Genomic DNA, 18,549 nt, shown 5'->3' with positions numbered 1-18,549 from the left:
ACCGCCGACGCCTCACCGTCGGCGGTCACTGCTTGACTGGGGTCATGCCGACCGTGCAACTGCAGCGTTGGGGCGCTGACGACCTCGAGACCCTCAGGCGCAGCAATGCTCCCGAGATGATGACCTACCTCGGCGGTCCGGAGACCGACGACAAGCTCGTCGAGCGGAACGACCGTTACCTCCGGCTCAACCGCGAGGGGACCGCCCATATGTTCCGCATCGTGACCGCGGAGCACCCGGAGGGGGTTGGCGTCATCGGATACTGGTTCCACGACCACGACGGCGTCCCCTCGTACGAGACGGGATGGAGCGTCGAGTCCGCCTATCAAGGACAGGGCATCGCGACCGCCGCCCTCCTCGAGATCATCGAGCACGCGCGCGTCGTGCGCGGTCGGCGCGAACTGCACGCCTATCCGCGCACCGACAACCTCGCCTCCAACGCCATCTGCCGCAAGGCCGGGTTCACCAATCGCGGTGAGATCGGGTACGAGTACCCGCCGGGCAACCCCATCCGTTGCCACGACTGGGTCTTCGAGCTGTGAGCGCTCGCGACCCCGAGAATATCTCGCGTCCTTCCCGATGATGCGGCGAGCTGCGCGCACAATGTAGAGGTGAATGCACGAGGCGGGAATAGAACCCGATTTGACAGTGTTCGCGCGTCGAGTAGGTTGGTCACCCGTGACGAATGACGGGGCACCCGTTCCCCCTCCCGAGCTGAAATCGCCGAAGAACTGGATCATCGGCGACCCGCTCCCCAACGAGCACCTCGAAGGCCAGCTCCTCCCCAAGCACCTCGCGCTCCCGATCTTCGCGAGCGACCCGCTCTCGTCGGTCGCGTACGCGCCGCAGGAGCTCATGATGATCCTGCTCGTGGGCGGGCTCTCGTTCCTCGCCTTCGCGCCCTGGGTGGCCGCGGCGGTCGTCGTCCTGCTCATCACGGTGGTCATGAGCTACCGCCAGCTCGTCAAGGCCTACCCGTCGGGTGGCGGCGACTACGAGGTCGCGCACAAGAACCTCGGCGAGAAGGCCGGCCTCGTCGTCGCATCAGCCCTTCTGGTCGACTACGTCATGACCGTCGTCGTCTCGGTCGCGTCGGGTGTCGACAACATCATCTCGGCGCTACCCGGGCTCGCGCCTTTCCGGGTCGAACTCGCGGTCGTCTTCGTCATCCTCCTCGCCGCCGTGAACCTGCGCGGAGTGAGCGAGTCGAGCAAAGCCTTCGCCATCCCGACGTACCTGTTCATCGGGTCGGTCGCCATCATGATCGTCACCGGCCTCGTGCGCGCCATCTTCGGAGACGTGCCGGTGGCGGAGTCGGCGGGTTACGGCGTGCAGGGCGAGCAGCTGGCGCAGGGGGCCGTCATCCTGCTGCTGCTGCGATCCTTCGCCAGCGGATGCTCGGCCCTCACCGGCGTCGAGGCCATCGCGAACGGCGTGCCCGCCTTCCGCAAGCCCAAGGTCAAGAACGCGCAACGCACCCTGCTGCTCATGGGCGGAACCGCCATCCTTCTGTTCGCCGGCCTGACGACGGTCGCGCTGCTGTCGCAGGTGCACTACGCCGAGGAGCCCTGCCATCTCATCGGCTGGACGCAGTGCGCATCCGAGCCGCAACGGTCGCTGATGGCCCAGGTGGCGGCCGCCGTGTTCGGCAACAACACCTTCCTGTTCTTCGTGGTTCAGGCCACCACCGCCCTCGTCCTGTTGCTCGCCGCCAATACGGCGTTCAACGGGTTCCCCCTGCTCGGCTCGGTGCTGGCCAAGGACGGCTACGCACCGAAGTCGCTCTCAACCCGCGGCGATCGCCTGATCTACTCCAACGGCGTCCTGCTCCTGGCTCTGTTCGCGGTCCTCATCCTGATGGTCTTCCAAGCCAACCTGACGGTGCTCATCCAGCTCTACATCATCGGAGTGTTCGTCTCGTTCACCCTGGGTCAGACAGGCATGGTGCGGCACTGGGTGAGGGAGCTGAAGCGGCCGGGTGCGGCGCGCGGCTCCATCATCAAGAGCCTCTCCATCAACGGGCTCGGCGCCGTCATGACGTTCGTCGTTCTCGTCGTCGTGACGATCACCAAGTTCACTCACGGCGCGTGGATCGTGTTCGTGATGATGCCCATCCTGTTCATCCTCATGCTGGGCGTGAACCGCTACTACCGCGACGTGGCCAAGGAGGTGGAGGTCGACCCGACCACGACCTTCGGTGCCACTGGAGACCACGCGATCGTCCTCGTCGGGCGGATGCAGAAGCCGGTCCTCAAGGCGCTCGACTACGCGATCGCCGCACGCCACGAGAGCATCGAGGCGATCCACGTCTCGATCGACGACGACTCGACGAAGCAGCTGAAGAAGGACTGGATGCGCATGAACATCCAGATGCCGCTGCACGTCATCCAGTCCCCCTATCGCGACCTCACCTACCCCGTCATCCTGCACATCAAGGAGCGCCGGGCCGAGCACGGCTCGGAGGTGACCACCATCTACATGCCGCAGTACATCGTGGGGCACTGGTGGGAGAACCTGCTGCACAACCACAAGGCCCGGCGCATCCGGCAGAAGCTCATGCTGGTGCACGGCGTGACGATCGCCCTGGTGCCGTGGTTACTGGACTCCTCCGACATGCTGTACGGCCGGCGCTCGCGTCCGTTGCCCGGTCAGGATCGACGCGGCGAACCCGTGCGGCCCGTCCCGCGCAAGCCGATGCCGCCCGCCGGAGCCATCACCACGACGACGATCACGCCGCCCGCCGCCATGCGCGGCGTGTCGAGGCCCTCCGCCGCACGACGTCGCAAGCGTAAGTAGCGCTTACGATGGCGGGCATGCCGCCAACACCCGCGAAGCCCGTCTACCGCGGGCCCGCCAAGCGGGAGGTGCTCGCCGTCGCCATCGGTGGACTCATCGGCACCGGATGCCGCCTGGCCATCGATGCCGCCCTGCCGCATGCGGGCCACGCATTCCCGTGGTCGACCTTCCTCATCAATCTCCTGGGCGCGCTGGTTCTGGGATGGCTGGTGGGCGGCCTGTGGAAGGTGCCCGGCATGCCGCGCTGGGTGCGCGCCGGCGTCGGTGCGGGCGTGCTCGGCTCGTTCACGACGTTCTCGGCGGTGATGGTGTCGCTCGTCGGCATGAGCACGTCGGGCGTGATCGGCGAGACCCTGGTCTACCTGCTGCTCTCGGTCGTCCTCGGCCTCGGCGCCGCCACGCTGGGGTTGAGGCTCGGCACCCTCGAGGCTCACCGACGGATGCCGCGCGGAATCTCCGATCAGGGCGAGACGCTGTGAGCGCACTGGTCGTCGCGGCGGCGATCGTCGGAGGCTCGGCGGGCGCCGTCATCCGATTCCTCGTCTCGCATCGCCTGCCGGTCGTGCGGGGCCATCTGCCGCGCGGAGTGCTGATCGTCAACGTGCTGGGCTCGGCGATCGGCGGCGCACTGCTCGGGCTCGTGGAACGCACCGCCGTCTCCTCCGAGTGGCAGTACATCGTGGTGAGCGGCGTGTGCGGCGGGCTCACGACCTTCAGCACATGGACGGTGGAGACCATCGAGCTCGTCGACGGCGGCCGCTGGCGCGCGGCCGTGCTCAACGTGCTGGTCTCGCTCGTGCTCGGTTTCGGGGTGGCTCTGGGCGCCTATCTGCTCTGCCGCTGACCGTTCCCTGGCCCGTCAGAGCATCGCGATGATCTGACGGGCGATCATGCGACCGGCCCGCTGCGCTCCGATCGTGGAGGCCTGCGGCCCGTAGCCGGCGAGGAAGATACGGGGATCGGTCCAAGACGCTCCCGCCTGCACGCTGACGCCTCCGGCCTTCTCGCGGAGCTTCAGCGGCGCGAGGTGGCGCAATTCGGGGCGGAAGCCCGTCGCCCAGATGATGGCGTCGGCCGGCACCGAGGTCCCGTCGTTCCAGCTGACCGAATGGGCATCGACCCGGTCGAACAGCGGACGCGCATCCAGTAGGCCGCGCTCGATGCCCGCTGCGATGCGGCGCGACTTGTGCACGCCGGTGCCGCTGACGATGCTCGGCAGCGCACGGCCCGAGCGCGCTGCCTCGTCCTGCATGGCGACCGCCGCCGATGCTCCCTCGAGGTCCAGCCCCTCGCCCTCGAGCCAGTCGATGGGCCGCCGTGACACCCACGTCGTGCTGGCCGCGATGCCTTCGAGCTCGAGCAGGAAGCCGATGGCGGATGTCCCACCGCCCACGACCACCACGTTCTGGCCGCGGAACTCCTCTGCCGAGACGTAGTCGGCCGTGTGCACGTGTCGCCCCTCGAACTCCCTCACACCCGGGTAGTAGGGGACGAAGGGGGAGCCCCACGTGCCCGTGGCGTTGACCAGGAACTGCGTCGCCGTGCTCCCGCGCGAGTGCCGCACCATCAGGTCGGCCCCGCGATTCTCGACACCCGACACGCTGACCGGGCGCTGCACCTTGAATCCGTAGTACTGCTCGTAGCTGCCGTAGTACGCGCCCACGATCTCGCGTGCCGGCCATGCGCGATCGGCGGTGTCGAAGCTCAACCCCATCTCGGCCATGCCGGGGAGGTCGTTCACGCGATGGGCGGTGCCGAGCTTGAGCGCCTCCCACCGATGCTGCCATGCACCGCCCGGTCCGGGCCCGCGGTCGTACACGATGAAGTCCTCGCCGGGCTGCAGGTCGAAGCGCCGCAGGAAGTAGGCCACCGACAGACCGGCTTGACCGGCGCCGATGACGACGACCTTGGTCCGCTCGATTGCCATAACACTCCCACTTCACCATGTCGCGCTGTGAGCATGGCCCCGGTCTGCCCCGATCGCACATGCTAAACTAGCCCGAAGTTTTCATTACCGGTTCACACGCCGGGGGGCGAGTACGCCACCGGCCAGGCATCGTGAGGGGGTCTCGCATGGGGCGCGGCCGTCAGAAGGCGAAGCACACGAAAGTGGCTCGCGAGCTCAAGTATTTCAGCCCGGACACCAATTACGGTGCCCTGGAGCGTGAGTTGGGCCACCACGACAGCCAACTCGACGAGGACCTCGCCAAGTGGCCCGAGTACGACGCCCCCGAGGCCGATGACGAATACGTCGACCACTACGCGACGGAAGACGAGCAGAAGCGCGCCTGAGCGGGCGGCCTGTCGGGGTCAGATCTCGACGTCGCTGCCCATTGTGACTGTGCGCAGGGCGGGTAGGCCGAAGCGGGCCGCGGGATCGGCCGCATTGTGGGCGAGCGCGATGAACAGCGATCGCCGCCAGCGCACCATATCCGTCGCCCGCGTGGTTCGAATCGCCCCGCGGGAGATGAAGTAGGACGCCCGTCGAAACTCGTCGGCGTCGACCGAGAGGATCCCGGTGGACGCCGCGGTTCGAAGCGCGAGCGGGATGTCCTGCTCGTCGGAGAACCCGAAGCGGATCGACAGGTGCTCGATGCCGTCGTCGGTGTAGCCGAGATCGTCGTACTCGAACGCATCCGACGTCGGCACGTGCGGCACCTGAGCCGTGCTGACCGACACGATGATGACATGCTCGTGGAGGACGCGATTGTGCTTGACGTTCGCCTTCAGCGCGAGCGGGGTGCTGTCTTTATTGGGGTGCGGGAAGACGGCGATGCCGGGAACGCGCGGCAGCTGCTGAACGCGAACGTCCTCGATGAACTCGGCGAGAGAGCCCTCCTTCTTCCTCCGGTCGATCTGAACGAGCTGCCGTCCCCTCTTCCATGTCGTCATGACGGTGATGATCGCCGCGGCGATGAGCAGGGGGACCCACCCGCCGTTGACGATCTTGGAGAGATTGCCGGCGAGGAATGCGAGTTCCAGCCCGCCGAACGCCACCGCAGCGATGGCGATCTTCCACGGAGCCCAGTGCCACAGGGGCACCGCCACGAGCAGCAGGAGGAGGGTGTCGACGACGAGCGCGCCGGTGACGGAAATTCCGTACGCGGTCGACAGTCGGTCCGACGAGCCGAACGCGAGCATGACGGCCATCACGCCGATGAACAGCAGGGCGTTGAGGGCGGGCAGGTAGATCTGGCCGCCCTCTCGTTTGGACGTCTGCCGAATGGTGAGCGGTGGAAGAACGCCGAGCTGCACGGCCTGCCGCGAGAGCGAGAACGTTCCCGAGATGACGGCCTGACTCGCGATCACGGTGGCCGCGGTCGCGAGGATCACGACGGGCAGTCGTCCCCAGTCCGGAATCAGCAGGAAGAACGGATTGGCCTTCGCCGCGGGATGGTTCAGGATGAGCGCCGCTTGACCCAGGTAGTTGATCGTGAGCGCCGGGAAGACCAGGAAGAACCACGCGCGCCGGATCGGCGCGCGTCCGAAGTGTCCCATGTCGGCGTAGAGGGCCTCCGCGCCGGTGATCACCAGCACCACCGCGCCGAGGGCGATGAACGAGATCGCGGGATGCGCGACGATGAAGGCGACCGCGTAGGTCGGTGAGAGACCGAGAAGCACGGCCGGGTAGCGGATGACCATGGCGAGCCCTGCCACGGCCAGCACCACGAACCACAGCACCATGACCGGCCCGAACAGCACCCCGACACGCGTGGTCCCGAAGCGCTGCACGGCGAAGAGGCCGATCAGGATGACGGCGGCGATCGGAATGACGAGGTGCGAGATGGCCGGCACCGTGACGTGCAGGCCCTCCACCGCCGAGAGCACGCTGATGGCCGGCGTGATGATGGAGTCGCCGTAGAACAACGCGACGCCGACGATGCCGATGATCAGGAGCACGCCCGCTCGGCGCGCACGCTTCGCATACAGGCGCTGAGCGAGGGCCGCCAACGCCATCACCCCGCCTTCGCCGTCGTTGTCGGCGCGCATGAGGATGCCGAGGTACTTGATCGAGACGATGATGGTGATGCTCCAGAACATCAGCGAGACGACACCGAAGACGTCCTCCTCGTTCGCTCGCACGGCGCCGCCGTCGAGGAGGAACACGGTCTTCAGCGCGTACAGCGGACTCGTTCCGATGTCACCGAAGACGACACCCAGCGCGGCTACGGCTCCCAGCACGATCGCCCGCGTGCCGCGCCCTGCGCCGTGCCCGCCATCCCGAGGTGCGCCGCGCCGCGCGTTGGGTGTCGCCTCCCCGTCGGGCTCCGTACCGGCCGGTGGGAGTGCGTCGTCGCCGGCTTGCGGGGCCTGCCCCGGCTCTGGCTCTGGCTCTGGCTCTGGCTCCGGCTCCGGCGAGACAGGTACGGCATCGGGCGAGACAGTCGTGGCGTCCACGCGGGATGCCGTATCGTCCCCTCGGGAATGCGAGTCGTCCACGCGGGGATGCGCGCCGTCAGGCTCGGCGCCCGGGTCACCCGGCCGAGAGGGTGCGGGCTCGGTCATGGATACCGGCGCACCCGCGGGCTGAGCAACGATCTACCTCGCATTGCGGCAACACTACCCCTCCGCGCACGAGCATCAGCGCTCCAGGCCAGCTCAGGCGAACGGAAGCCATGCGGGCCGACATCAGCGAAGTCATCCCGAATCTCGACCGTGCTGCTGCGGCCGTCCGAGCAGCGGCCCATCAGTCCGAGTACGAGCCGACGAGTCGCACTGCTCCTCCGTTGACGCCCTTCTCACCCTGGACGAATCCGCTCACGTCGTGAGGCTTCGTCGAGACGCGACCGGCCACCCACGACGGGATGCCCTCCGCCTCGAGCGCTGAGATGACGCCGGATGAGGCATCCCCCGCCACCACCGCGAACATGCCGATGCCGAGGTTCCACGTGCCTTCCGAGCTCTCGAGCGAGCTGCCGGCCATCTCGCTCAGCACGCGGAAGACCGATGGGGGCGACCAGCTCGAGCGATCGAGCTCCACCCAGAAACCCACGGGCAGCACGCGAGCGAGGTTCGCGGCGATTCCGCCGCCGGTGACGTGACTGAGAGCGTGCACGGCACCGGCGAGTCCCGGGTCGCCCAGGACGCGAACGAGCGGACCGGTGTAGAGCCGTGTCGGCTCGAGAAGCGCCTCGCCCACCCCGCCGCCGAACTCGGGCAGGGCGTCCCGATAGCCGATGCCACGCTGAGACAGGATGTGCCGCACGAGGGAGAAGCCGTTGGAGTGCAGGCCCGATGACGCCATCGCCACGACCACGTCGCCGTCCTGCACGCGGTCGGCGCCGAGGGCGGCATCCGCCTCGACGACACCGACGGCTGCGCCGGCAACGTCGTAATCGTCGGGACCCATGAGCCCGGGGTGCTCGGCCGTCTCCCCGCCGACGAGTGCAGTGCCCGTCGCGGAGCACGCCCGGGCGATGCCCCCGACGATGGCGGCGATGCGCTCGGGCACGACCCGCCCGCAGGCGATGTAGTCCGTCATGAACAGGGGAGTCGCACCGACGACGATGATGTCGTCGACGACCATGCCCACGAGGTCCTGGCCGATGGTGTCGTGCTTGTCGATGGCCTGCGCGATAGCCACTTTGGTGCCGACGCCGTCCGTGGACGTGGCCAGCAAGGGCTGCTTGTACGAGGTGAGGAATGACACGTCGAACAGGCCGGCGAAGCCGCCGACGCCCCCCAAGACGTTGGGTCCGTGCGTCGCTGCGACGGCCGCCTTCATCAGTTCGACGGCCCGATCGCCGGCTGCCGTGTCGACGCCCGCGGCGGCATAGGAGGTGTTCGCGCTCACCCGTCAAGAGTACCGGCAGCCGGCATCCGGGCCTCTCCGCTCTCATCCCGGCCCATCCCGCCCCATCTCGGCTTCCCTGCAGCCCCCATCCCGCCCTCTCCACAGCCCCCATCCCGCCCTCTCCACAGCCCCCATCCTGACTCTGCCCACTTCAATCGGCCCCCACCTCCTCCGAGTTGACGAAAACTGTCGCTCAGCGGCGTGCAAACCGACAGTTCTCGTCAACTCGACGAGGCGCCCGACGGGAAATCACGCTGGACGAAGCCATCCGTAGAAGGACGGTCGACGAGTCGCTCGGCCATAGAATCAGGTATGCCCGCGGGCGGAGTGCCATCCTGGATGATTCGCGAGGACGCCCGCGTCCCCGTGCTCCTCGCTCTGTGGCTGCGCCAGACGCTCGGCATCGCCTCTCCCACCGAACTGCCGCGCCTGCGTGGGGTTCCGGGTCCGAGCGAAGCCGTCCGGGACGTCGACGGACACGACCTCCTCGAGCGCCAATGGCGCGACTGGTGGGCGATGACCGTGGAGCCGGAGGCGCATCCCTCTCTCGTCCCTTTGCAGTTGATCGACGAGTACGGCCTCTGGGTCGCGCTGCCCGTGACAGGTGCGGACGAGCTGGCCGCCGCCATCCGACCCCTGCGGCAGAGCGCGATGGCGTGGACCGACTGGGCGCGCAACACCTATGAGTCCGCATCGACCGCCCGGCCCGCCGACTCCTATCGCGCTTACGCCGGCACCATCGCCGAGCATGAACGAGAGGTCGGGCGCCGTGCTCACTCGTTCGAGCTGAACGTCGAGGTGCTGCCGCTCGCCGAGCGCGGGGTGTGGTGGATCGGGTCGCTCACCATCGCGGTGACGGATGCCCTCCGCAGCGACCCGGCCGCGTTCGATCGGGCCATCCACCCGATCATCGCCGAGATCGCCTGAGGCTCCGCGCTCCTCGGGTGTCATGGGTCCGCAGGGTCATGCCTCGGCGGCGTCGTGCATCGCGACCTGCATCGCCTCGAGGGCAGCGGCCACCGCCTCGGAGTAGACGTGGTCGGCCGGCCCGCCGATGCCGAGCACCATGGCCGGCCCTCGACCAGGCGACTGCCCGCCGACGTGGAATGTGCTCAGACCGTCGAGCTGCAGGCCGAGGGAGAGCGCTCGCCGGGTGACGGCCGCCTCATCCGTTCCCGGCGGGAGCTCGACCAGGCAGTGCAGGCCGGCGGCCATACCCGACACGCGAGCCTCCGGGAGCCCGGCGCCCACGGCCAGCTCGAGCTCCTCCCTCCGCGCCCGATAACGCGCACGGAGCGAGCGCAGGTGGCGGTCGTAGCGATGACGGTCGATGAACTCGGCCAACGTGAGCTGCGTGAGTGTCGCGGGGGCACCCCCGGCGAGCGCTTGTTGATCGAGGACCGCCGGCAGCAGCGTGTGGGGCACGACGCCCCACGCGAGGCCCACCGCGGGTGCGAGGCCCTTGCTCGCCGTCCCCGCGTAGAGCACGTGCTGCGGAGCGAGCGCCTGGAGCGCCCCGATGCTGCGCCGGTCGTAGCGGAACTCGCCGTCGTAGTCGTCCTCCACGATCAGCCCGCCCGTCCGCTCGGCCCAGCGCACCACGTCCACCCGCCTCGCCGGCGAGAGCGGCACGCCGGTGGGGAACTGGTGCGCCGGAGTGAGCAGCACCGCATCCGCACCGCTGGTCTCGAGCGCGTCGATGGCGGCGCCGTCGCGGTCGACCGGGATGCCGATGAGCCGCAGTCCACTCGCGCGGAGGATGGCACGGTGCGACTCGTGGCCGTACTCCTCAACGGCGATGCGGCGCGCGCCACGACCGACCAGAGCTCGCGCCGTGAGGGCGAGCAGCTCGCCGAACCCGTGCGTGACGATGACGTCGTCGGGTTCGGCGAACACGCCGCGGGCGCGCGAGACGTAGTCGGCGATCGTGCTGCGCAGGCTTGGGGCGCCCTGACCCGCGCCGTAGCCGAACGCCTCGGACGGCGCTCGCGTCAGCGCTTGTCGCGCGGCCGCCGCCCAAGCCGATCGCGGGAACGTCGTCGCGTCGGGGATGCCGCCCCTCAGGTCGAGCAGGGCGGCGGAGTCAGGCCGCACCGCCGGCTGCTGCTCGGGGGCGTGTTCGCGATCGCCCACCCAGGTGCCGGCGCCGACGCGTGCCTCGAGCCACCCCTCGGCGACGAGCCGTCCGTACGCCTCGGCGACGCTGTTGCGAGCGACACCGAGGTCGAGGGCGAGGGACCTCGAGGCGGGCAGCCGCTGCCCGGGAGCCAGACGACCGGAACGGATGGCCGAGCGCAGCGCCGACTCGAGCGAAGCGGCCGGACGCGTCCGCGAGACCTCGAGGTGCAGGTCGAGTCCACTATTGGCCCGTGTTTCCGTCACGGAAGTGGACTCTACTCGGGTTCCAATACGGGCGTACCGTGAGCGACATGACCATCACGGAAGACCCCATCCGCATTCCCGTTCGCCTCGACTTCGACGCCATCGTCCCCGAGTACTCGCGTGCGGTCACCGCGCTCGACGACGCGGCCACCGCCGAGCTCGACCGTGCGGGCATCGACTCCCGACTGCGGGAGATCATCCGCCTCCGCGCCTCGCAGCTGAACGGCTGCGCCTACTGCGTCGACCTGCACAGCAACGCGGCCCGCGCAGCCGGCGAGACCGAACAGCGCCTGCACGCTGTAGCCATCTGGCGCGAGTCCTCGTTCTTCACCGCCCAGGAGCGGGCGGCTCTCGCACTCGCCGAATCGATGACGCGCCTGTCCGAGACCCACGTCCCCGACGCCGTGTTCGACGACGCCCGCGCGGTGTTCAGCGACGACGAGCTGGCAGCGATCGTCGTGGCGATCGTGACCATCAACACGTGGAACACGATCGGAGTCACCACCCGGTGTTGGAGACCTCGCCGCAGCCGCTCCTGACAGCTCCATATCGTCGATCGCCCAGCGAATGTGCAGGCGCGATTGTGGGAGACTGGGCGCGGCCCGACTCGGGCCGAGAACCCAACCCAGGAGCCACGCTCACGCATGTGCGGCATCGTCGGCCTCGTCTCCCAGCAGGCGGCCAACCAGCAGATCTACGACAGCCTCCTCCTGCTGCAGCACCGCGGGCAGGATTCGACGGGCATCGCCACGGCGGATGGCCCCACGCTGCACATGGTCAAGGCCAAGGGGCAGGTGCGCGAGGCGTTCCGCACGCGTGACATGCGCTCACTGCTCGGCAACATGGGGCTCGGCCACGTGCGCTACGCCACCAAGGGTGCTGCCGAGCGCGAGGAGGAGGCCCAGCCGTTCTACGTGAACGCGCCGTACGGCATCATCCTCGTCCACAACGGCAACCTCACGAACACGCGCGAGCTCAGCGACGACCTGTTCCGCATCGACCGCAGGCACGTCAACAGCGCGAGCGACACCGAGATGCTCCTCAACGTGCTCGCGACCGAGCTCCAAGGGCAGATCAAGGGCCTCGAGCTCGACCCCGACCAGATCTTCCAGGCCGTCAGCCAGGTGCACGAGCGTGTCGAGGGCTCGTACGCGGTCATCTCGGTCATCGCCGGCTATGGGCTGCTCGCCTTCCGTGACCCGTTCGGCATCCGTCCCCTCATTCTCGGACGACGCGTGACGGATGCAGGCAAGGAAGAGTGGATCGTCGCGTCCGAGTCCCTCGTGCTGGAGAACGGCGACTACGAGATCGTGCGCGACGTCGCCCCCGGCGAGGCGGTCTTCATCACCATCGACGGTGAGCTCTACTCGCGCCAGTGCGCCAGGAACCCGCGGCTCATCCCGTGCTCGTTCGAGTACGTCTACCTGGCCAGGCCCGACTCGATCATGAACGGCATCTCCGTCTACGAGGCCCGCCTGCGCATGGGCGACCGGCTCGCCGACACGGTGGAGACCCACATGGACAAGGGCGACATCGATGTCGTCATGCCCATTCCGGACTCGTCACGCCCCGCGGCGATGCAGGTCGCGCAGAAGCTCGGCATCGAGTACCGCGAGGGCTTCTACAAGAACCGCTACATCGGCCGCACGTTCATCATGCCGGGGCAGGCGCAGCGCAAGAAGAGCGTGCGCCAGAAGCTCAACGCCATGGGAACTGAGTTCAAGGGCAAGAACGTGCTCATCGTCGACGACTCCATCGTGCGCGGCACGACGTCCAAGGAGATCGTCGAGATGGCGCGGGCGGCTGGCGCCAACAAGGTCACGTTCACGTCTGCGGCGCCGCCCGTACGCTTTCCGCACGTGTACGGCATCAACATGCCCTCGCGGACGGAACTCATCGCGCACGGACGCAAGATCCCCGAGATCTCGGCGGAGCTCGGAGCCGACAGCATGATCTACCAGGAGGTCGCCGACCTCAGCTCGGCGATCATGCAGGGCAGCGGCGTCACCGAACTCGACCTGTCGTGCTTCACCGGCGAGTACGTCACCGGAACGGTCACGCCCGAGTACCTCGACTGGGTCGAGCGTACGCAGCTCAGCTGAGCGAGCGCGACTAGGCGGGCGGATGCGTCGATCGACGCTCGACGACCGCCTTCTGCGACCGCTTCAGCATCGACCGGTCGACGAGGATCGCGACCACCGCGCCCACCGCCGCGCCGATCACGGCGAAGAACAGCAGCAGGAATCCGAACACCTGGGCGGGGCTGAATTGCGCGTTCGCCGGGAAAGCCACGGTGAGGATGAGGGCCACGAGCACTCCGGCGATCGCCCCGGCGATCATGAAGCGCGGGTACTTCGGGGCGCGCCGCAGCACGGCGTCCTCGCGATCGACCTCGATCGGACCATCGTCGGAGACGTCGCCGTGCACCACGAACTCCCCGTCGCGCGTCGCTTCGTCGTCCTCAGGACGCGGGGTCGGTTGCTCGGTGCTCACCCGGCAATTCTCCCACCCGCGCCGACCCGCACTTGCCATCCGGCGACGCCGACCCGCGCGTCGGCGCTGATCGAGCGTTCAGCCGAAGCCGAGCGGCAGCAGGCCGTCGAGCTGGGCTCGCTGACCCGAGGCGTGCACCCGACCCGAGGCGAGAGCCTGTGCCCACGTCTGGCCGCCGGTGGCGAGGGCCAGCCAGGTTGCGGCATCCGTCTCGATGACGTTCGGAGGCGTGCCCCGGGTGTGCCGAGGCCCCTCGATGCATTGGACGGCGCCGAACGGCGGCACGCGCACCTCGACGGTGTTGCCCGGCACCTTGTCGGCGAGGGCTTGCAGCGAATAACGCACCGCGAGCGCCCGGATGTCGCGGGAGGCCGCATCGGGATCGGCGCGCCAGGCGCGGACAGCCGCCGCCCCCTCCGCGTCACCGATGCGTGCCCGTGCCATACGTCCATTCTGTCGCGTGCGAGAAGGGCGGGCGCCGCAGAGCCGCGGTGCTGACGCGCATCTGCGCCCGCCCGCCCAGCGGATACCCTTGAGCCCGTGAAGATCCTCGTCCTCGGCCCGGGCGCGCGCGAGCACGCCATCATCCTCGCCCTCCTCGCCGAGAACGCCGGCCACGAGATCGTCTCAGCGCCCGGAAACGCCGGCATCGCAGCGGACGTCCCGACGGTCCCCATCGACGCGAACGACCCGCTCGCCGTTGCGACGCTGGCGCTGGATGGCGCGTTCGACCTCGTCGTCATTGGACCGGAGGCTCCGTTAGTCGCGGGAGTCGCCGACGCCGTACGCGCGGCCGGCATCCCCGTCTTCGGGCCGAGTCAGGCCGCCGCGCAGCTCGAGGGGTCCAAGGCCTACGCCAAGCGCGTAATGGATGCCGCCCGGGTGCCCACCGGGCGCGCCGTGCGCGCGGTGACGGTTGACGAGGCCATCGCGGCGATCGACGATGTCGGTGCGCCATACGTGATCAAGGCCGACGGACTTGCCGCGGGCAAGGGGGTGCTCGTCACCGACGACCGTGATGCGGCGATCGGTCACGCGCGCGAGTGGGCTCCGCGGGGCGGCGTGCTGGTCGAGGAGTTCCTCGACGGCCAGGAGGTCTCGCTCTTCCTGCTGAGTGACGGCGAGCACGTTCTGCCCCTTTCGCCCGCCCAGGACTTCAAGCGGCTCGGCGACGGCGACGCAGGCCCCAACACCGGCGGCATGGGCTCCTACTCCCCCCTGCCGTGGCTGGCCGACGAGTTCGGCAGCGAACGCCGCTTCGTCGACGAGGTGATCGAGACCATCGCGCTGCCGACCATCCGCCACCTCGCCGACGAGGGCACGCCCTTCGTCGGCCTGCTCTACTGCGGGCTGATCCTCACGAATCGCGGCATCCGCGTCATCGAGTTCAACGCCCGGTTCGGCGACCCGGAGACGCAGGTGGTGCTCCCCCGACTCGAGACGCCGCTGAGCGACCTGCTGTACGACGCGGCGACCGGTGCGCTCGGCGACCGCGAGCGGCCGCTGTTCTCTCGCCAGGTGGCCGTCGCTGTCGTGCTCGCGAGCGAGAACTACCCCGAGACCCCGGTGACGGGCAGGCCGATCCACGGCCTCCAGGACGCAGCAGGAGTCAACGGCGTGCACGTGGCACACGCCGCGACGACGGATGGCGGGGACGGCACACCGCTGGCATCGGGAGGGCGGGTGCTGAGCGTCGTCGCTGTCGGCGCGGACTTCGCCGACGCCCGCGCCCGGGCCTACGACGCGCTGGGTCGCATCGACCTCGAGGGCGGTCAGTACCGCACCGACATCGCCGCAGGCATCGAGTGAGCGGGCCGGTCGCCTCCGTAGACTGTCACGCGTGAACGCGCCCTCCGACGACCTGCCCGGATTCACCCGCATCTACTCCGGCAAGGTGCGCGATCTCTACACCCCGGCCACAACCGAGAGCTCCGCCGGCGACCCGGACGATGACCTTCTCCTCGTCGTCGCCAGCGACCGGGTGAGCGCGTTCGACCACGTGCTCGAGCCCGGCTTCCCGGGCAAGGGCGAACTGCTCACGACCCTCAGCCTCTGGTGGTTCGACCGGCTCGCCGTTCCCAATCACCTGGTGCCCGACCATCGGCTCGACGGCAGCAGTGTCATCCCCGCCGAGGTGGCCGGGCGTTCGATGCTCGTGAAGAAGCTCGACATGTATCCGATCGAGTGCGTCGTGCGCGGCTACCTCACCGGTTCCGGCTGGAAGGAGTACCAGGCGACTCAGACCGTCTGCGGCATCCGCCTGCCCGACGGCCTCGAGAACGGCGATCGCCTGCCCGAGCCGATCTACACCCCGGCGTACAAGGCGCCGCTCGGCGAGCACGACGAGAACATCGACTTCGATCGCACCGTGGAGTTGGTCGGACCCCAGATCGCCGCCGAGCTGCGCGACCTCTCGCTCGCGATCTTCGCCGAGGCGTCCGCCGTGGCGGAGGCCCGTGGCGTGATCCTCGCGGACACCAAGTTCGAGTTCGGCCGCGACCCTGATACCGGCGCGACGACACTCGGCGACGAGGTGCTGACCAGCGACTCGAGCCGCTACTGGGACGCCTTCGCGTGGGAGTCCGGCCAGACTCCCGAGCAGCGGATGGCGAGCTTCGACAAGCAGATCGTGCGCGACTGGCTCGCCGCCAACTGGGAGGACGATGGCGTGACGCCGCCGCCCACCCTGCCCGGCGAGATCGTCGAACGCACTGCGGCGCGGTATCGCGAGCTGCTCGAACGCCTCACGGGCGACGCGGTCGGCTGACCTCCGAGCATCCCGTGGCCGCGCTCGGCTGAGATCGGCGCGCCCCGGCTCGTCGCCCCCCGAACGGGTTACCGTGGCGTCATGCGAGTGAAGATGTGCAGCATCCACGTGCTCGATCCCGCGGCGGCCTTCTCGGTCTACACCGAGACTCTCGGCTTCGAGGAGCTCCTCGCGATGCCCGATCATCACCTCTACATCGTGCGCGCGCCGGGCGACGTCGACGGGGTAGGCCTGCTGCTCGAACCCAGCGACAACCCCATCGCACGCGCCTACCGCGAGGGACTCCACGCGGCGGAGATCCCCGCGATCGTGTTCGGGGTGCCCGACGTGTTCGCCGAGCACGAGCGACTCGTGGCGGAGGGCATCGTGTTCCGCGGCGAACCCGTCAACACCGAATGGGGCACGTCGGCGATCTTCGACGACGGATGCGGCAACCTCGTGCAGCTGCACCAGGACTGACGACGCGCTCGGACCTCGCCGGAATAGCGGCGCGGCGGCATCCGTTGTACGAGCCGTGACCCGATCGACCACCGACCTCCTCGCCCCCGACACCGGGATGGGCGCCGTGACCCTGCGCGTCGGCGACCTCGACGGGATGATCGCCTACTACCGCGACGCCGTCACCCTCGATCTTCTCGCGAATGACGGCTCCACAGCTGTCCTCGGGCGAGGCACGACACCGGTCGTCATCCTCGAGCACGCACCCGAGCTCCGTTCCGCAGAGCCGCGCAGTGCCGGCCTGTTCCACACCGCTATCGTGTTCGATTCTCAGGCCGCCCTCGCCGCCGCCGTGTACTCCGTAGCGACGCTCCATCCGGGCACCTTCGCGGGCAGTGCCGACCACCTCGTCAGCGAGGCCTTCTACTTCACCGACCCCGAGGGCAACGGCGTCGAACTCTACTGGGACCGCGACCGCAGCGGATGGAGCTGGGCGCACGGCAGTATCGAGATGGGCACGCTGTTCCTGGATCCGAACGAGTACCTGCGAGCACACCTCACCGACGAGACCATCGCCGACCCGCGCATCGGAGCAGCCGTCGTCGGGCACGTCCACCTCTCCGTCGGCGACATCCCGAGCGCCCGCGAGTTCTACGTGGACCGCCTGGGCTTCGAGACCACCGCGAGCATGGGCGACCAGGCGCTCTTCGTCTCGGCCGGCGGCTACCACCACCACATGGCGATGAACACGTGGAACAGCCGCGGCGCCGGCAGGCGTGGCCCGGCGCTCGGCCTCGGCCGGGTCGACATCATCGTTCCGCGCCTCGACGATCTCGGGGCTCTCGGCGAGCGGATGCGGCACCACGGACTCCAGACCCGCGACGACGGCCGATCCCTCGCGTTCGACGACCCGTGGGACAACCTCATCCACGTCCGCACCGCGGACTGACCCCGAAGCCCGACGAAAGCAGGCACGCATGTCCGACTGGAACGCACAGATCATCGACGAGTTCCGCCGCAACGGCGGCACTACCCAGCGGTTCGGCGACTCGCTGGTGATCCTGCACACCGTCGGCGCACGCTCGGGCGAGCTGCGGCTGAATCCGGTGATGGCCATCGGGCAGCCCGACGGCTCGTGGCACGTCGCAGCGTCCAAGCAGGGCGCCGACACGAATCCGGCGTGGCTGGCCAACTTGAGGGCGAACCCGCAGGTCGAGATCGAGGCGGGGTCGTCCGGAGGCGTGACCACCGTTCCGGTCACCGCCGACGTGCTGACCGGCGGCGACCGGGACGCCGCCTGGGAGCAGTTCAGCGTCAACCCCGGCTTCGCGGCGTATCAGGAGAAGACCACCCGGGTCATCCCCGTGGTGAAGCTGACCCGCCGCTCGGCCTGAGAGCTCCCGCAGCCGCGCTCAGTCGTCGGTGACGACGATCGTGACGTCGATGTTGCCGCGTGTGGCGTTCGAGTACGGGCAGACCTGGTGCGCGGCATCCGCCAGCTCCTGAGCCTGAGCGTGATCGAGCGAGGGGATCGACACCTCCAGCAGAACGGCGAGCTGGAAGCCACCCTCACCATTGGGCCCGATCTCGACGCGGCCGCCGACGGTCGACTCCTGGATCGACACCTTCTTCGACCGCGCGACGGCATTCAACGCGGAGTGGAAACAGGCCGCATAGCCGGCGGCGAACAGCAGCTCGGGGTTGGCACCCTCACCCGATCCGCCCATCTCGCGGGGGACCGCCATGTCGAGGTCGACCCGCCCGTCGGTCGAGCGAACGTGACCATTGCGTCCTTCGCCGGTGGAGAGTGCTTCAGCTGTGTAGAGAGTGTCCATGGTGGGAGCAACCCGGAGTCGATCGCGCGCATTCCACGCCGGGT

20 protein-coding genes are annotated in these 18,549 nt (G+C 68.8%); 13 read left to right on the top strand and 7 right to left on the bottom strand.

Annotated features, from left to right (window positions below; genetic code table 11):
* Positions 1-44: 44 nt before the first annotated feature.
* The 4 genes from E6C70_RS07935 (at position 45) to crcB (ending at position 3,640) form a co-directional block, all read left to right on the top strand.
* Entirely contained in the window at positions 45-542 is a 498-nt protein-coding gene (locus E6C70_RS07935; protein WP_136424017.1) for a GNAT family N-acetyltransferase, read from the top strand.
* Between the two features lie 193 nt (positions 543-735).
* On the top strand, positions 736-2,796 hold the full coding sequence (locus tag E6C70_RS07930; protein WP_407921028.1) for an APC family permease: 2,061 nt from the start codon (positions 736-738) through the stop codon (positions 2,794-2,796).
* Between the two features lie 17 nt (positions 2,797-2,813).
* Complete coding sequence (locus tag E6C70_RS07925; RefSeq protein ID WP_136424015.1) at positions 2,814-3,275, top strand: fluoride efflux transporter FluC; 462 nt, start codon at positions 2,814-2,816, stop codon at positions 3,273-3,275.
* Positions 3,272-3,640, top strand: a complete 369-nt coding sequence (crcB, locus tag E6C70_RS07920; protein WP_136424014.1) for a fluoride efflux transporter CrcB — start codon at positions 3,272-3,274, stop codon at positions 3,638-3,640. Before E6C70_RS07925 ends, crcB begins: the two co-directional genes overlap by 4 nt.
* Before the next feature lie 15 nt (positions 3,641-3,655).
* On the opposite strand, the gene E6C70_RS07915 is transcribed toward crcB, so the two are convergent.
* The gene (locus E6C70_RS07915; RefSeq protein WP_136424013.1) at positions 3,656-4,723 is read right to left on the bottom strand and encodes an NAD(P)-binding domain-containing protein; all 1,068 of its coding nucleotides are present in this window, start codon (positions 4,721-4,723) and stop codon (positions 3,656-3,658) included.
* A gap of 146 nt (positions 4,724-4,869) precedes the next feature.
* On the opposite strand from E6C70_RS07915, the gene E6C70_RS07910 reads away from it, so the two are divergent.
* On the top strand, positions 4,870-5,088 hold the full coding sequence (locus E6C70_RS07910) for a DUF3073 domain-containing protein (RefSeq protein WP_136424012.1): 219 nt from the start codon (positions 4,870-4,872) through the stop codon (positions 5,086-5,088).
* An 18-nt stretch (positions 5,089-5,106) separates the two neighbouring features.
* Here E6C70_RS07910 and E6C70_RS07905 read toward each other — a convergent pair whose 3' ends face one another.
* Together E6C70_RS07905 and purM are read right to left on the bottom strand one after the other, a co-directional pair.
* Positions 5,107-7,194, bottom strand: a complete 2,088-nt coding sequence (locus E6C70_RS07905) for a potassium transporter Kup (protein WP_235833343.1) — start codon at positions 7,192-7,194, stop codon at positions 5,107-5,109.
* A 289-nt stretch (positions 7,195-7,483) separates the two neighbouring features.
* On the bottom strand, positions 7,484-8,590 hold the full coding sequence (purM, locus tag E6C70_RS07900) for a phosphoribosylformylglycinamidine cyclo-ligase (RefSeq protein ID WP_136424011.1): 1,107 nt from the start codon (positions 8,588-8,590) through the stop codon (positions 7,484-7,486).
* A gap of 312 nt (positions 8,591-8,902) precedes the next feature.
* Here purM and E6C70_RS07895 point away from each other — a divergent pair, with 312 nt between their 5' ends.
* The gene (locus tag E6C70_RS07895) at positions 8,903-9,517 is read left to right on the top strand and encodes a zinc-binding alcohol dehydrogenase (protein WP_136424010.1); all 615 of its coding nucleotides are present in this window, start codon (positions 8,903-8,905) and stop codon (positions 9,515-9,517) included.
* A gap of 36 nt (positions 9,518-9,553) precedes the next feature.
* On the opposite strand, the gene pdxR is transcribed toward E6C70_RS07895, so the two are convergent.
* Complete coding sequence (gene pdxR, locus E6C70_RS07890; protein ID WP_136424009.1) at positions 9,554-10,972, bottom strand: MocR-like pyridoxine biosynthesis transcription factor PdxR; 1,419 nt, start codon at positions 10,970-10,972, stop codon at positions 9,554-9,556.
* Positions 10,973-11,019: 47 nt separating this feature from the next.
* On the opposite strand from pdxR, the gene E6C70_RS07885 reads away from it, so the two are divergent.
* Together E6C70_RS07885 and purF are read left to right on the top strand one after the other, a co-directional pair.
* Positions 11,020-11,511 (top strand): carboxymuconolactone decarboxylase family protein, encoded by a 492-nt coding sequence (locus E6C70_RS07885; RefSeq protein ID WP_136424008.1) that lies wholly within the window; start codon positions 11,020-11,022, stop codon positions 11,509-11,511.
* Positions 11,512-11,616: 105 nt separating this feature from the next.
* Positions 11,617-13,074, top strand: coding sequence for an amidophosphoribosyltransferase (gene purF / locus E6C70_RS07880; RefSeq protein WP_136424007.1), 1,458 nt, complete (start codon positions 11,617-11,619; stop codon positions 13,072-13,074).
* Positions 13,075-13,084: 10 nt separating this feature from the next.
* Here purF and E6C70_RS07875 read toward each other — a convergent pair whose 3' ends face one another.
* A complete protein-coding gene (locus E6C70_RS07875; protein ID WP_136424006.1) occupies positions 13,085-13,465 on the bottom strand; it encodes a hypothetical protein in 381 nt (126 codons plus the stop codon).
* Positions 13,466-13,543: 78 nt separating this feature from the next.
* Positions 13,544-13,909: a sterol carrier family protein gene (locus tag E6C70_RS07870; protein WP_136424005.1), complete on the bottom strand. Its 366-nt coding sequence runs from the start codon at positions 13,907-13,909 to the stop codon at positions 13,544-13,546.
* Positions 13,910-14,005: 96 nt separating this feature from the next.
* On the opposite strand from E6C70_RS07870, the gene purD reads away from it, so the two are divergent.
* The 5 genes from purD (at position 14,006) to E6C70_RS07845 (ending at position 18,064) form a co-directional block, all read left to right on the top strand.
* Positions 14,006-15,274, top strand: coding sequence for a phosphoribosylamine--glycine ligase (gene purD / locus E6C70_RS07865; protein ID WP_136424004.1), 1,269 nt, complete (start codon positions 14,006-14,008; stop codon positions 15,272-15,274).
* A gap of 31 nt (positions 15,275-15,305) precedes the next feature.
* Positions 15,306-16,232, top strand: a complete 927-nt coding sequence (locus tag E6C70_RS07860) for a phosphoribosylaminoimidazolesuccinocarboxamide synthase (protein WP_407921025.1) — start codon at positions 15,306-15,308, stop codon at positions 16,230-16,232.
* A gap of 81 nt (positions 16,233-16,313) precedes the next feature.
* Entirely contained in the window at positions 16,314-16,691 is a 378-nt protein-coding gene (locus E6C70_RS07855; RefSeq protein ID WP_136424002.1) for a VOC family protein, read from the top strand.
* Positions 16,692-16,788: 97 nt separating this feature from the next.
* A complete protein-coding gene (locus E6C70_RS07850) occupies positions 16,789-17,619 on the top strand; it encodes a VOC family protein (RefSeq protein WP_136424374.1) in 831 nt (276 codons plus the stop codon).
* Between the two features lie 28 nt (positions 17,620-17,647).
* Positions 17,648-18,064, top strand: a complete 417-nt coding sequence (locus E6C70_RS07845; protein WP_136424001.1) for a nitroreductase/quinone reductase family protein — start codon at positions 17,648-17,650, stop codon at positions 18,062-18,064.
* Between the two features lie 18 nt (positions 18,065-18,082).
* Here E6C70_RS07845 and E6C70_RS07840 read toward each other — a convergent pair whose 3' ends face one another.
* Positions 18,083-18,505 (bottom strand): organic hydroperoxide resistance protein, encoded by a 423-nt coding sequence (locus E6C70_RS07840; RefSeq protein WP_136424000.1) that lies wholly within the window; start codon positions 18,503-18,505, stop codon positions 18,083-18,085.
* Between the last annotated feature and the right edge of the window lie 44 nt (positions 18,506-18,549).

The sequence above is a fragment of the Orlajensenia flava genome, assembly GCF_004801905.1.
Taxonomy (GTDB): Bacteria; Actinomycetota; Actinomycetes; order Actinomycetales; family Microbacteriaceae; genus Orlajensenia; species Orlajensenia flava.
This window is presented reverse-complemented; position numbering and strand designations above follow the sequence as displayed.